9 protein-coding genes are annotated in these 14,317 nt (G+C 63.2%); 6 read left to right on the forward strand and 3 right to left on the reverse strand.

What is annotated here, in order from left to right:
• Positions 1–15: 15 nt before the first annotated feature.
• From yidC to EA187_RS08515, 5 genes are all read left to right on the forward strand, one after another.
• Positions 16–1,713 carry a membrane protein insertase YidC gene (gene yidC / locus EA187_RS08495; protein ID WP_115606112.1) on the forward strand — a complete coding sequence of 566 codons (1,698 nt, stop codon included), beginning with the start codon at positions 16–18 and terminating at the stop codon, positions 1,711–1,713.
• A gap of 64 nt (positions 1,714–1,777) precedes the next feature.
• Entirely contained in the window at positions 1,778–2,998 is a 1,221-nt protein-coding gene (locus EA187_RS20605) for a hypothetical protein (RefSeq protein WP_206524225.1), read from the forward strand.
• A 53-nt stretch (positions 2,999–3,051) separates the two neighbouring features.
• Positions 3,052–4,437, forward strand: a complete 1,386-nt coding sequence (mnmE, locus tag EA187_RS08505) for a tRNA uridine-5-carboxymethylaminomethyl(34) synthesis GTPase MnmE (RefSeq protein ID WP_115606109.1) — start codon at positions 3,052–3,054, stop codon at positions 4,435–4,437.
• A 329-nt stretch (positions 4,438–4,766) separates the two neighbouring features.
• Positions 4,767–5,258 carry a DUF3015 family protein gene (locus EA187_RS08510; protein WP_127779969.1) on the forward strand — a complete coding sequence of 164 codons (492 nt, stop codon included), beginning with the start codon at positions 4,767–4,769 and terminating at the stop codon, positions 5,256–5,258.
• A 311-nt stretch (positions 5,259–5,569) separates the two neighbouring features.
• A complete protein-coding gene (locus EA187_RS08515; RefSeq protein WP_241250187.1) occupies positions 5,570–8,506 on the forward strand; it encodes a lipoprotein N-acyltransferase Lnb domain-containing protein in 2,937 nt (978 codons plus the stop codon).
• A gap of 20 nt (positions 8,507–8,526) precedes the next feature.
• On the opposite strand, the gene dtd is transcribed toward EA187_RS08515, so the two are convergent.
• On the reverse strand, positions 8,527–8,973 hold the full coding sequence (gene dtd / locus EA187_RS08520; RefSeq protein WP_127779971.1) for a D-aminoacyl-tRNA deacylase: 447 nt from the start codon (positions 8,971–8,973) through the stop codon (positions 8,527–8,529).
• Between the two features lie 134 nt (positions 8,974–9,107).
• Here dtd and EA187_RS08525 point away from each other — a divergent pair, with 134 nt between their 5' ends.
• A complete protein-coding gene (locus tag EA187_RS08525) occupies positions 9,108–10,130 on the forward strand; it encodes a lysophospholipid acyltransferase family protein (protein WP_164856126.1) in 1,023 nt (340 codons plus the stop codon).
• A gap of 101 nt (positions 10,131–10,231) precedes the next feature.
• Here EA187_RS08525 and EA187_RS08530 read toward each other — a convergent pair whose 3' ends face one another.
• Both EA187_RS08530 and EA187_RS08535 read right to left on the reverse strand, forming a co-directional pair.
• Positions 10,232–12,037 (reverse strand): AMP-dependent synthetase/ligase, encoded by a 1,806-nt coding sequence (locus EA187_RS08530; protein ID WP_164856127.1) that lies wholly within the window; start codon positions 12,035–12,037, stop codon positions 10,232–10,234.
• Positions 12,038–12,323: 286 nt separating this feature from the next.
• A complete protein-coding gene (locus EA187_RS08535) occupies positions 12,324–13,838 on the reverse strand; it encodes a proprotein convertase P-domain-containing protein (RefSeq protein WP_164856128.1) in 1,515 nt (504 codons plus the stop codon).
• Positions 13,839–14,317 lie beyond the last annotated feature (479 nt).

A 14,317-nucleotide genomic window follows, 5' to 3' on the forward strand; every position in this document is an offset into this window, starting at 1 on the left:
AACTGCGAACGCGTCATGGAACAAAAACGCTTCATTCTGGCGATGAGTCTGATCACCGTCGTCTTCATTGTCTGGCAGGCCGTCATGGGCCCCGATCCCGGCGAGTTGGCCCCGGAGGACGGCGAAGCCGTTACCGCGCAGGAGGCTGAGACCGGTGGTGAGGGTGCCCAGACTGCGTCGACCGAAGGCACCGAAGCTGAGTCCGAAAGCGCGCAGGCCATGCCTGCGGCCGAGCCCGACGACGCTCCGGTCGAAGCGCCGGTGGTCGAAGAGCGCTCCGATGTGCTGGCCAGCGATATGGTGCGTATTACCCTGAACAACCAGGGCGCGGTCGCCACCGACATTCAGGTCACCTCCCCCGATCAGTACGCTGGCGAGGGCGGCGATCTGTTGCGTTCCTTTGAAGAGAATGCGCCGGCCTATCCCTTCACCACGCGCTTTCGCGCCGAAAACGTCCAGGTGGCCCCGGACGCCGGCTACGAGCTCATTGAGGACTTAAGCGAGCTCAACGCCGACGGTGAGACCTTCAACAAAATCACCTACCGCTACACCGATCCGCGCGGGCGCTTCAGCGTCGATAAGATCTACGCCATCAATGGCGAGAAGCCCTACGTCGTAGACTTCGACGTGGTGGTTCACAACCGCCTTAAAGATGTGCGCCTGGTCGACACGCTGCTCGTCGACGTGATCGGCAAGGACGACCCCAACCGCAAGTCCAACTTTTTGGACTTCCGCCCCGACCAGCTCGAGGCGGTCTGTCGCAACAGCGACGATATGGAGCGCACCCTCTTTGAGCAGCTCGAAGAGACGACGACCTTTAGCCAGTACCCGGTGATCTGGGCCGGTGCCGACACCCGCTACTTCCTGATGGCGGCGATCCCCGAGTCGGGCGCCAAATCCTGCGTTTTTGAGCGCCTCGACGGTGACTACCTGCGCACCAACCTGGCCTATGAAGGCTTCTCGATCGCGCCGAACGAGCGCTACACCGAGAGCCACCTGCTCTACCTGGGCCCCAAAGACTTCGGCGTGCTCAAGGACGTGGGCTACCGCATCGAAGAGGCCGTCGACTACGGGCTTCTCACCGTGCTGGCGCGTCCGCTGCGCGCGCTCCTGGTGTTCTTCTTCGGCTTCACCGGCAACTGGGGCATCGCGATTATTTTGCTCACCCTGCTCATCAAGCTTCTGAGCTGGCCGCTGACCCAGAAGGCCTACGTGAGCGCCGAGCGCATGAAGCAGATCCAGCCCATCATCAAAGAGATCCGCGAGAAGTACGAGAACGACCAGCAGCGCATGACCGAAGAGACCATGAAGGTCTTCAAAGAGCATAACGTCAGCCCGCTGGGTTGTTTGCCGATGCTCCTTCAGATGCCGATCCTCTACGGCCTCTTCGTGATGATCTACAACTCGGTGGAGCTCTATCAGGCCGACTTCCTGTGGTACACCGACCTCTCTGCGCCCGACCCGATCTTCCTGCTCCCGATCATCATGGGGGCGGTGATGGTGGTTCAGCAGCGCCTGACGATGGTCGATCAGAGCAACCCGCAGATGGCGATGATGATGAAGATCATGCCCATCATGTTCACCGCCTTCATGCTCTTTTTGCCCGCCGGTCTGGTGCTTTACTACCTGCTCAACCTGGTGCTGGGACTTCTGCAGCAGTACATGATCAAGCGGCAGTTTGCGGCGACCGACGAAGGCGCCACCACCACCTGAGCGTCCCCCTACTTGACTCGACGTTGCGGCCGCATCGGGCGGCCACCTTCCAAGGATGAATGCTATGGCTGACGATAAGAAGACGAAGGAAGCCTCCGGCGGACGCCGCTCGGCCCGTGGCCGCCGCGCCACCAAACTCGACGAAGATCAGAAGGTGGCCGTTGGCGAGGAGGCGGCCGCAGCGGTCAAGAAGACTTCGTCGACGAAGACGTCGGCCAAAAAAGAGGAGCCGGCCGCCGAGCAGAAGCCCCGGCGCACCCGCTCCAAAAAGAGTGATGAGAGCAGCGTTGAGGTCAGCGCCGACACCGCCGCGGCCGAAACCGAAGCGACCGAGAAGAAGCCCCGGCGCACCCGTTCCAAAAAGAAGGACGAGGTGATCGAGGCGGCCGAAACGAGCGAAGAGGCTCCGAAGGCAAAGAAAACCTCGAAGTCCAAAAAGGACGATAAAGAGAAGGACGACGACAAGGACAAGAAGAAGTCCAAGAAGTCTGACAAAAAGAAGGACGACGACAAGGACAAGAAGAAGTCCGAGAAGTCCGAGAAGTCCAAGAAGTCCGACAAAAAGAAGGACGACGACAAGGACGACAAGAAGTCCGAAAAGTCCGACAAAAAGAAGGACGACGACAAGGACAAGAAGAAGTCCGAGAAGTCCAAGAAGTCCGACAAGAAGAAGGACGACGACAAGGACGACAAGAAGTCCGAGAAGTCCAAGAAGTCCAAGAAGTCTGACAAAAAGAAGGACGACGACAAGGACAAGAAGAAGTCCGAGAAGTCCAAGAAGTCCGGCAAAAAGAAGGACGACGAGCCCAGGGCCACGCGCCGGGGTGATGTGGAAGATCCCGTCGTGGCCCGTGGTGAGGCCTGGCTCGGGGAGCTTTTTGAGAAGATGCAGCTCAACCTGAGCGCCTCCGGGAGCTTTGACGGAGACAACTACATCTTCAACATCAGCGGGGCGGACACCGAGTTGATGGTCGGACGCTCCAGCCAGTCACCGCGGGTGCTGACCGGTATGCAGACGATGCTCTCGGAGTTCCTGGGGCGCGAGGCGCGGGGCAGCGTCGTGGTGGACATCGGCGGATTCAAGCAGAAGCGCCAGTCGCACTTAAGCCACGTCGGCTCGCGCCTGGGTGAGGCGGCACTGAAGGTCGGGCGGCCGCTTCTGGTGGCGGGGCTCAGCGCGTTCGATCGCCGCGTGATCCATAAGCGCATCGACGATATGGACGGCGTCAAAAGCGAGAGCACCGATTACGGGATCTTCCGCAAGTTGAAGATCGACCCGAGCTGAGCGAAGGACCTGACGAGCGCCCCTTGAAGGGGGCGCTCTTCGCTTTGAGGACCATGATGACGGGCAACGCGCCGACGATCGCCGCGATCGCCACACCTGCCGGTAGCGGGGGGGTGGGGATTGTGCGAATCAGCGGGGGACACGCTGAGAGGATTCTTGAGCAGATGGTGCCGGGCTGGCCGTCGTCTCACCCCACCCACCTGATGCGTCTGAGCCGGATTGTCGACACAGCCGGCGAACTGATCGATGAGGCGCTGGCCGTGATTATGCGCGGGCCGCGCAGCTATACGGGTGATGACGTCGTGGAGCTGCAATGCCACGGCGGGCCCATCGTGTTGCGTCGCGTGCTCGATCGCGCACTGGAGTTGGGTGCGCGCATCGCCGAGCCCGGAGAATTTACCCGACGCGCGTTTTTGAATGGACGCCTCGATCTGACCCAGGCCGAAGCGGTGGCCGACCTGGTCAACGCCACCACCGATGCGGCCCATCGCCTGGCCCTGGAGCATCTGCAGGGGTCGCTTGGTGAGGAGATCCGCGGCATCGTCGAGAGCCTCACGGTGGCGGCGGTGCTCATTGAGGCTGCCCTCGACTTCAGCCACGAGGAGCACGTCTACCAGATCGAGCGCGATGAGATCGGCGAGCGCATCGATGGGGCCAGCGCGCGACTTCAGCAGCTGCGCGCGAAATTCGACCAGGGACGTCGCCAACGCGAGGGCGTTCGGGTGGTGATTCTGGGCGCCACGAACGCCGGAAAATCCACTCTTTTCAACACCTTGCACGGAACCGACCGCGCCATCGTCACCGAGATTGAGGGTACGACGCGCGACTTCCTCGAAGAGGAGATTCAGCTCGAAGGCGTGGCGCTGCGCCTGATCGATACCGCAGGGCTGCGTGAGACCGAAGATCGCGTGGAGGCCATCGGCATTGAGCGAAGCCGCGAGCTTGGCGAGCGGGCCGATCTGCTCCTGCGCGTCATCGATCGCAGCCGCCCGCTGCGCGCCGAAGAACGCGAGGCTCTTCATGAGGATCTTCGCTCGGGGCGACCCACCCTGCTGATCTGCAATAAGAGCGATCTTCCGGACGGACGAAGCCCGGAGGATCAGGCGCTCTGCGCACGCTTCACCCACCGCGTCGACTGCGCCCTGGGTGCCTCGCCGCCTTTGGGCACCGACGCGCTCATCGATCGCCTGTCGACCCTGGCACGCGAACTGACCTCTGGCGAGGGCGTGCTACTCAGCCGCGCGCGCCATCTTCAGGGGGTCGTCGCCGCGATCGACGCCCTGGCACGCGCCCGTCAGGCGCTGGAGATGGAGATGGAGCATGAGCTCATCGCCATCGATCTTCGCGAAGCCCTCGACGCCCTGGGTGATATCACCGGGAAGGTGCGCACCGACGATATTCTGCAGCGCATCTTCTCGGAGTTCTGCGTCGGGAAATAGGGGCTGTGGAGTGAGGTGTGCGACGTGGGGAGCTTCGGGTGGGGAGATGGAGGTCCGCGGGGAGTGGTTGGGTGGTTATGGGGTTGGGTGGTTGAGGGACCCGGGCAACGTGCGGGGTGGGTCGATTCGTGTGTGCGGATGGGGGAGCGCGTGGCGTGGGGGGGCGGGGGAGCGCGTGGTGCCGCGTCTTAAACGGCCCGGATAGCAGCAGAGCCCACAGCTATTTTCCTCATCAAAAAGCCGCCCTGAATAAAAAATGCACAAAAACTTTGTGCGTTCGCGACTAACTTCTCGACATTCACTGATGAATGACGACCGGGAGGTTATGAATGCCGACACGACTGTTGCGCAGCGCACGACACGTATCTTTTGTAGGAATCGCCCTCGTTGCCCTGGCGCTGCCTTCGCTGGCGAGCGCGGATCATGGTCATTCTTCGACGACGTCGATCATCTTGATCCCGGGCCCTTTTATGAGCCTGACCTCGTCGACCTCGACGACAGGAGCGGCGTTCTTCGCGCCGATGTTTACCACCGTGAAGCTCTTCGCAGACAGCGGTGAGGCGTCCGGCGAGATGGTGGCCTTTCTCAACGACCATCAACGCGATCTTCAGCAGGATCTGGCCCTGGGGGGCGGGGCGTCGATCGACGCGCTGGCGAGCATGATGGGGGTAGAGGCCGACAAGCGTCACACCTTCTCGCAGGCGCTTTTTGAGGAGCGTCACGCGCTGATGGGTTCACTCTCCCACGATCAGGTGGGGGTGGAGGAGGCGACCCGCTTTCTCAGCGTCTTGAGCGATGCCGGACTCATTGAGCGCGCGTGATTCAGCCCGCAATTAAGGATCGTTGCGGGGTATGTGTATGACCCCGGTTTGACGATAGGCCGCATCAAATAAGGGCGATGCACGTCTCTCGGTCGAGCGCCTCGGGGTATGCACAGACCCTGCCCTCGCCAGAGCGACGTGCATCTCGAAGCGAGCCCAACGCAGCGGTGGCCGAGGCGTACCTCGGGTGCTAAGGTTCCGCCGAATTTTGAACTCGTACCCGGGATTGTAGCGACGTGACGTACAGGTCGTGGTGGATGGGATGTGGTCTGAGGCCGACGCGCGGCTCTGGCACGCGGGTCGCGGTGGCGATGGTCACCGTGGCGATGGCATATGCGTTGGCGTTGCCTGCCACCGCCGCGCAGCGTTACGACAACGCCGCTGCCGGCGCGCAGCGAGCCCTTGAGCGTGCGCGCCTCGCCCGGGCCGCCGCCGAGCTGGGATCGCAGCATGCGCAGCAGTCCACCCGGCTGGCCGGCGAGTTGAGCGAGGCGCTTCTGGCGCGCGCCGGGGCGCGCGATGTGCTGGCCGCTCAAAACGAGGCACGCGTCGCCGAGCTGCAGCGAGAGTTCGGGCTCATCGTCGATACGCCGGAGCGCTGGCAGCCCGATGACATCGCCGCGCTGATCCGGGGTGCCCGCGCCCTTCCTGAGACGCTCTTTGAGCAACTACAACGCCAGCCGGTGCGTCTGGTCAGGCGTCGGCAGGCCTGCCTCTACGGGATGGGGCGCTACAGCGAGCGCTGTCCCACCTTCGGGGACGATGGGCGAGTGTTTTATATCTACGACAGCCCGCCTCTTCTGGGGGAAGGGCCGGTCGAGGAATACGCGGTGCTGCGGGCCGAGGAACAGCGCGAGCTGCAACTTCGGCGCGCAGTGGTGCACCTTGTGATGGTGCTCGAAGATCGCGCGCGGGGCTGGTCGAACACCTTTGACTGGCAGCAGGTCAACGGCTGGCATGCGGCCCTACGCGGGCCCCATAACCAGGATGTCTGGGGTTACGCGCGGCCGATGGGCATGCGCAGCGCACACCTGGATTTTGTGACCTTTGCCGAGGCCTATGTTGTTCGCCCCGAAGATCTGCTGCTGGAGCGGCAGGATCAGTCCGAGGTGGCGCGCCGTCTGGAGGATCTCGATCCGAACGCCACGCTGGGCTGTCAGTTCTTTACGGCCTCGCGCGCGCTCAGGAGCTTTCTGGCCGAGCGCGCGCCGGGGTGGGAGGAGCCCGAGCGCGTGCTGCCGCGCGCGGCGATGGCCGGGGCGCGCTGTCCGGCTTTTGAAGCCTGGGCTCGCCACGACGATCTCGATGGTTTTGATGTGCTGCTGGCCGCGGCGACCTCGCGCCCCCAATCCCTTTACGGACACCTGCTCCTCCACGTGAAGTATCGCGGTGGGGGGCTTGTGCGCGGGGTGGGTTTTGAGCCCGTCTACCAGTTCGGTGCGCTCACCGACAGCGATGTCGATCCCATCGATTACCTCATCAAAGGGGTCGTCGGGGGCTTTCCCACGGTGCTGGAGCTCAACTCCTTTCGGGGCGTCGACCGGCTCTTTTTGCAGTACGAGAAACGCAATCTTCGCCGCTTCACCTTGCAGCTCAATCCAGAGCAGTCCCACCGCCTGCTGGAGCGCCTCTGGGAGAGCGAGCGACGAACGCTCTATCCCTACCGCTTCCTCAACGCCAACTGCGCGTCTTTTCTGGTCGACTTGATGGAGCCGGCCCTGGGACTGGATCTTCCCGAGCGCGACGGGGCCATTATCATGCCCACCGATGTGCTCGATCTGCTGGCGTCGGTTGATAATGGCGAGCAGGGGCGACTTCTTATCAAGCGCCCCGACACCCTGCGCAGCGGGCGTGAAGTGGCTCAGGAGGCCGCGCGCACACGACGCGCGCTGCTGCTCAGTCTGGCTGACGCCATCGACGCCGACCGCCCCACCCGCGCCCACTTCGACGCGCTGCTTGAAGCCCTGGAAGATCCCGATCCGGCCACGCGCGAGCGCGCCTACGCCACTACCGAAGCGCTCTTCTCCAAGCTGGCCACCGCACATCCGGACCAGGCCCGGCTGCTCGTCGATACGCTCTACAACAGCGTGCTCGTCGAGCGCTTCTTTATGGACAACGCCCACTACGCCCGACGAGCCCTGCTCTTTGCTGCCCAGGGCCCTCGCCCTCGCCTGAGCGCGCAGGAGCTCATCGCGAGACGACGCGCCCTCTACCGCGATGAAGATCTCATCGCCCGCGCCGAGGCTCAGGCACACTGGGCCGCTCACAACACCATCGACATCGATCCCTCCACCGTCGTGTGGAACCCGGACGAGCAGGCCGTGCTCGATCACGAGGCCCAGACCCGCGCAAGCTACCTTAGGGCGCTTAAAGCCCAATCCGCGCTCATCGATGCGCATCTTCCCGACTGGGACGGCGTGGCCTACCTCGACGCGCGCGCGCAGCGGTATCTGGAGCGAATGAAGGCCATTGACGCGCGCTCGAAAGGCCCCTCAGGCCGCCATCGCCTCACCCTGGGCGGCGGCGCCACCAACCAGCTCCGAACGCACCTGGAGCTCTCCTACTCGCCCATCGAAGATCGCCTGGGCGAAGTTCGCCAGCGCGGCTACCGCGGCGATATCGAGTCGCGCATCTTCGGCCTGGATCTGGCCGCCGAGATAGGCCCGGACCTTCGGGAAACAGCCGAGAGCCTGCAGGCCGATCTTGTGATCTTCCGCTACGCCAGCCTCCAGCGCACCTACGGGGCGGTGCGGCGCGGCTTTTTGGACGCGGCCGGCTGGGGACTCGATCTTCGAGTGAGCCACGACGGGCGCCGCGATCTCTATTTCGGGCTCACAGCCACACCCACGCTCCTGATGCCCCTGTGGCGCGCCCGCGATGACGTCAACCATCTGGTCGTGGGCCTGGGCGCCTACGTGGGCTTTGACGCCCACCGTGAAAGCAGTGCGCTGCTGGGCGCTGATCTGCAACTTCGCGGGCAGCTGCATCTTTTCGGAAGTTACGCCAACGTGATGCGCCTGTGGGCCTCCAGCGCGCAGCTTGCGAGCCTGCCCGGGGGCTGGCGCTACGAGGTGCGTGGCGGGCTTGCCGCCGAGCTGAAACTCGCCACATTTGGCGAGTCACCCCTGGTGGCCGGGCCCTTTATCGACGCCCTCTACACCACCCGCGACTACCGCCCTCTTGAGGCCGACCAGAGCCCCTTCTTCGGGACCTGGCGCGCCGGACTTCGGGTGGAGCTTCCCTTCTAAACGGCCATCGTTCACGCGTCTCAGCGCGCGCGGCTGTCGATCATGATCGTGACCGGCCCGGCGTTGGTCAGAGAGACGTTCATCATCGCCCCGAACTGCCCGGTCCCCGTGGTGATGCCACGGGCACGCGCGCGCGCCACAAAGGCCTCGTACATCGCCTCGGCAGGCTCCGGTTTCATCGCGTCCCCAAAACTCGGTCGCCGCCCACGTCGCGTGTCGGCGTAGAGCGTAAACTGGCTCACGACCAGAAGTTCGCCGCCGATATCGAGCAGGGAGAGGTTCATCTTGCCGGCCTCATCCTCAAAGATGCGCAGGTTGATCACCTTCTCAAAGACGTAATCGAGGTCCTCGTCGGTGTCGCCCTCCCCGCAGCCAAGAAGAACGAGAAGTCCGCGCCCACACTGGCCGACCGTCTCATTGTCGACCTCGACCCGGGCCTGATGAACGCGTTGAATCAATGCTCGCATACCGCTCCTATTCGTTGAGGCAAAGGTGCTCCCCGGGGCCCTCGCGCGGCTACTTTTGCGCGGAGGGCTGTGTTACCTTTTCCGCGTTTTCCCCCTGTGGGTCCACCCCCGATTTCCCCCTGCGCACGGTGTCTATGCTGACCCTCGATACCCTCAAGGCCATCTCGCTGACTCGTCGACCCCTGGGCCAGGTGATGTTTGCGTCTGGTGTGCTCACGCCGAACTTCAAAAACCCTCTGACACGCACCGATATCCACATCGAGGGGATGGAGAAGTTACCGCGCGACCGGCCGGTGATCTTCGCGATGAACCATACCGACCGCTACAACTACTGGCCCTTCCAGTGGCGGCTCTGGCGCGATGAGGGGATGTTTACCACGACCTGGGTCAAAGGGAAGTACTACAATAACCCGGCGATCCAGACCTTCATGATCAAGATGAACAACCTGGCGGTGCCCTCACGCGGCTATTTAATCACCGCCGACGCGGTGCGCCTGCTGGGAAGGCCGCCGGCCGAGCGCGCCTACCGAATGGTGCGTAAGGCGGTGGACGGCGGCAGCACCGATACCCGCTCGCTGCGCGAGCAGGCTGCCGAGGAAGGCGTCCTCTCCGATGTGGTGGCTCTGCTCGATACGCCCCGCGACCTGCTCGGGCTGAACTTCGACCCGCAGACCCATAACTACCTTGAGCGCATCGCGGAGCTTTTTAAGAAGATGATGGATCGCTTCGTCGAGCTCAACGAAGAGGCCTTCGGCATTGGTCTGCACGTGCTGGTCTTCCCCGAGGGCACCCGCTCGGTGCGCCTGCAGGAAGGACGCACCGGGCTTGCGCAGATGGCGCTGCGCATGAAGGCCACCGTCGTGCCGGTGGGCTGCAACGGCTCAGACCTTGCCTACCCGGGCAACAGCCCCCTCTCCAGCGGCGGCACGATCGTCTATCGCCTGGGCGAACCGATGACGCCTGAAGGCGACCTCGCGCCCTTTTCGATCGCCGAGGACTACACCCCCTTTACCCTGGAGGCCGAACGCGACCACGCCGCGGCGTTCCGGGGGATGACCGACCTGGTGATGGATCGCATCAACGATCTGCTCGACGAGCGCCACCAGCGCCTGGAGGGCCACGAGGGCAAGGTCAAAGGGGCCAATCGCTTCATCTGAGCGCGAAGTACGGGGACGATGTCCGACCCTCGGTCGGACACTTCGCACCCGAAGTGCGGGGACGATGTCCGACCCTCGGTCGGGCACTTCGCCGCAAACATCTACCCGTACATCGCGTCGATCTGAGCCGCATAGCGCTCCAAGATCACCCGGCGCTTCACCTTACGCGTCGGCGTCAGCTCGTCGCGGGACTCCGCAAAATCCTCGGGGAGAAGGGTAAAGCGTTTGATCGTCTCCACCCTGGCGAGCTTGCGGTTGATGCGGTCGATATGCCCCTGAATATGGGACTGAAACTCCGGATCGTCGGCGAGTTGGCGGAGGTCGGTGGGGAGGTCATGTTTCTTTGCAAAGGCCGGCGCCAGATCGGGATCCAGGGTCAGAAGGACGCTCAAATACTTGCGCTGGTCGCCGATGACGACCGCCTGACTGATCACATCGAGCTCTTTGAGGCGAGCTTCGAGGGGGGCGGGTGCGATGTTCTTGCCGCCGGAGGTGATGATGATGTTCTTCTTTCGGTCGGTGACTTTCAAAAAGCCATCAGCGTCCAGGCTGCCGATGTCGCCGGTGTGGAGCCAGCCGTTGACGAGCGTCTCGGCGGTCTTTTCGGGATCTTCAAAATAGCCCATAAAGACATTGGGGCCGCGAAAGAGGATCTCGCCATCGTCGGCGATCGCGATGTCGACCCGCGGCATCGCGCGCCCCACGGTGCCGAGTTTGCTCAGGCCCGTCCGAGGATAGTTCATGGTCGTGGGGCCGGAGCCCTCGGACTGCCCGTAGATCTCGCGGATGACGATGCCCAGACCCATAAAGAACTCCAGCACATCGGCACCGATGGGGGCTGCCGAGCTGATCGCCAGGCGAAGGCGGTCAAGGCCGATAGGTTCGGCGACCTTGTCGAAAAAAAGCTTTTTGGCCACCGCGTAGCGAAGCGCGGTGACACCGCGCGGCGCACCATACTCGACAATATCATGCCCGGCCTCCACGCCCGCTTCACGTGACCAGCGCACAATCGAGGCCTTCAACCCCGTCGCCTCATTGAGCCGGCTCTCCAGCACCGCGCGGAACTTCTCCCAGACCCGCGGCACGGCAAAAAAGAGCGTCGGGCGCGCCTCCACCAGCGCGTCGCGCAGCTTCTCGACGCTTTCGGCAAAGTAGACCGGGTAGCCCAGGGTGATCGCCAGGTGAATGGTAAACATCTGCTCGGCGATGTGTGAAAGAGGCAGGTACGAGACGACGCAGTCGCCCGGACCGGCACCGGTCTCACCGATCAGCGCATCGCCCACGACCTCAAAAGCCATGTTGGCGGTGATCGCCAGGTTGTCGTGACTGAGCATCACCCCCTTGGGAGCTCCGGTTGTCCCACTGGTGTAGATCAACGTCGCCAGCTCCTGACCGACCAATGCCTCCACGCGACGATCGACCTCATCCTGAAACGCCCGCCCGCGCTCTAAAAAGTCGTCGAAGCTGACCACGCGTTCGTCGTCAATCCCCCGGGCGTCGCGGATCATCACGACCTGCTCAAGGTGCTCAAGCCCGTCGATGATCGCTGCGGCTTTCTCCCACTGAATCTGGTCTTCGAGCACGAGCACGCGCGCGCGGCAGTGCCCGGCGATGTACGCCATCTGCTCAGCGCTGTCGGTATGGTAGATGCCGGAAGGGACCACACCCGCAAGCATCGCACCGACGTCGGCAAACACCCACTCGGGGCAGTTGTAGCCGCAGATATTAATGCGCTCGCCGGCCTCAATGCCCAGCGCGACCAGCGCTCCGGCAAATGCCCGCGCGCGCTGCCCGTACTCCGCCCACGAGATCGCCTGCCAGACTCCCTCCTCGTTGTAATACATCGCCGGCGCGTCACCTCGCCGGTTAACTTGCGTCAGAAAGCGATCGATCACCGTGTCGCGCATCTTCGTCCTCCGAGTCGGGCGGGGATTGCAAACGAGGCGGGAAGCAGAGCATGTCGTATGCCGGAAGTGTAAATCGCCAGCGGCCTGCGCGCCAGCGTCCACGATGGTGACCGACCCTCGGATGAACATCTCAACGCCGAATTTCGGGGAGATGTCCGCCCCTCGGTCGAACATCTCGACGTGCTCTTGCGGGTGATGCCCAACCCTCGGTCGCACACTGCGCAACAAAAAACCCCGGAGCAGCAAGCCGCTCCGGGGTTTTAACCTGGTACTTTCAATTGACGTCTCAGCGCACGAGCGTCAGATCCCAGCCCAGCAGGCTGCCGGTGTCGGCGCCGAAAGCGTCGATGACCTGAAGTGACCAGCTGCCCGCGGCCTCAAGGCCGACGAACGCGTCGGCCTGGTAGCTCTCAAAGAAGTCTTCGCCGGCCGCGCCATCGGCCTGGCGCAGTACAATCGAGTCGCCGTTGGGGTGAATCAGACGAACTTCGAGATCGCCGATGAAGCTGTGCGCCACCAGCACATCCACGCTCACCTCCAGCGCGGGGCCCTGACCGGTGACCTCAATGGTGCTGAGGACGCCGTTGGCATCGTCATCGGGGATCGCGAGCTCTGCGTCGCTGGAGAAGGTCGCCGGCTCACCCTCGCAAAGCGGCGAGTCGATGCAGGCGTCGTCGGCACAGCTGAGAGTGTCGCCGCAGACGGGCTCGGGCTCGGGCTCAGGCTCTTCGAAGACGGGGAGGTCGGTGGCGCGAGCGCTCAAGAACTCTTCGACGTAGCGGTACGAGATGTAACCGTAACCGTCGGGCACGCGCTCGTCGGCGTGGTCGGTGCCCCAGCTACCGGTGCCCCAGCTGTTTTTGAAGATGAAGAAGCCCGACTCGGTCATCGGCTCGCCATTCTCGTCGAGCATCACCTCGCCCTTCTCATCGAGGCGCTCAACGGTCAGGGTGTCATCCCAACCCACCAGCAGGAAGGCGTGACCGGCTCGGCGTGCGCGGCTATCCGTCTTATCGGCCTCATTGGGGTAGAGGACGTAGCCTTTGCGGGCGTACTCGCGGTTGGTGGGCAGCGAGGAGGCGCCGTGGTTCCACGACTGGTAGTAGAAGTCACCCCCGGCGACCACCGCAGTGCCCTTATTCTTCATGATCGCTTTGATGTCGCGCTCACGCGTGGAGATCCAGCGGCTCGACGGAAGTTTCCACTTCTCGGCGTCCACGGCCTCCTGAGGCGGGTGCCCGTTGGTGTGACATTCGGTGGGGCGCTCGGCCTCATCGCCGGCGCAACGCTCGTCATTCGACGCGCCCCAGGGACGCGACTCATAGGGCCAGAAGGCCTCCTCGACGATCCCGAAATCGCTGATGGCGCGCAGGTTGTAGGTGGAGCTGGAGCCGGAGGTGTTCGGGAAGGAGTTGACCTCGAACTTCGCCGACCACTGCAGGTACTGCTCGGAGAAGTCTTTGTCGGGGAAGGTGCCTTCCTTGATGTAGAGGTGCTCCATCAGGGCGACCGCAGCGAAGATCGAGCAGACCCCGCGGCTTCCCTGGTTGGCGGTGGGCGACTGCAGCGCAAGCAGCTCGTAGTTGGTCGGCTCAAAGACCTCATCGCCCTTGGCTTCGTTTTGAAGCGAGGCGTTCTCGGGCGCGCCGTCAAGAAGGGTGTCGAGGCTTTCAAGCGGCGGCGCAAAGACGGCGCTGTTGTCGGTAGTGGGCCCCTCAACCTCGGTGCCCTCACCACAGCTCGCGAGCACAAGGCTCGTACCGATCGCCAGCAACCACCACTTCTTGGTGTTCATCGCCATAAAGAGTCTCTCAAAAGAAGATGCAAAAAACGCAGGGTTATCGTGGAACGCGCAGGCGCGGTGGAGCGCCATGACGCCGCGCGTCGATGTCCATCAAAGTGCCGGGCACCATACTCAAAAGCCCGCAGAGATTGCAACATGTTACCTACATAGGCCTACCCCCTGCCCCGAGCGGGTGAGACATGCTGGATGTCCCGCTGAGACGGGCCTGTTTCAAGCGCGCGGCGAGAAGCCCTTGCACGTCGCAAATCCGTTTCAACTCTGCGACAGACGTTTCAAATCATCGGCATACATCCTCATCCTCTCAAAAGCAGCAGGCTTCAGCGGCGCGGACCAGCGTCAGCGCCCTACGTGTTAGTATCGCGAGTATTAACGGGACTTTGCGTGATGCGCGTCACTTTTTGCGTGCCGGGGGTCGGCCGCCGGTCCGTCGCCAGCGCCATCTCTTAAGATGGCATGGTATAATGTTTGCTGAGCGC

Source organism: Lujinxingia sediminis, from assembly GCF_004005565.1.
GTDB lineage: Bacteria > Myxococcota_A > Bradymonadia > Bradymonadales > Bradymonadaceae > Lujinxingia > Lujinxingia sediminis.

Bases quoted from the DNA above. Each gene is read 5' to 3' on its own strand.
- yidC (WP_115606112.1), top strand. From the start codon at position 16: ATGGAACAAAAACGCTTCATTCTGGCGATGAGTCTGATCACCGTCGTC.
- EA187_RS20605 (WP_206524225.1), top strand. From the start codon at position 1,778: ATGGCTGACGATAAGAAGACGAAGGAAGCCTCCGGCGGACGCCGCTCG.
- mnmE (WP_115606109.1), top strand. From the start codon at position 3,052: ATGATGACGGGCAACGCGCCGACGATCGCCGCGATCGCCACACCTGCC.
- EA187_RS08510 (WP_127779969.1), top strand. From the start codon at position 4,767: ATGCCGACACGACTGTTGCGCAGCGCACGACACGTATCTTTTGTAGGA.
- EA187_RS08515 (WP_241250187.1), top strand. From the start codon at position 5,570: ATGGTCACCGTGGCGATGGCATATGCGTTGGCGTTGCCTGCCACCGCC.
- dtd (WP_127779971.1), bottom strand. From the start codon at position 8,973: ATGCGAGCATTGATTCAACGCGTTCATCAGGCCCGGGTCGAGGTCGAC.
- EA187_RS08525 (WP_164856126.1), top strand. From the start codon at position 9,108: ATGCTGACCCTCGATACCCTCAAGGCCATCTCGCTGACTCGTCGACCC.
- EA187_RS08530 (WP_164856127.1), bottom strand. From the start codon at position 12,037: ATGCGCGACACGGTGATCGATCGCTTTCTGACGCAAGTTAACCGGCGA.
- EA187_RS08535 (WP_164856128.1), bottom strand. From the start codon at position 13,838: ATGGCGATGAACACCAAGAAGTGGTGGTTGCTGGCGATCGGTACGAGC.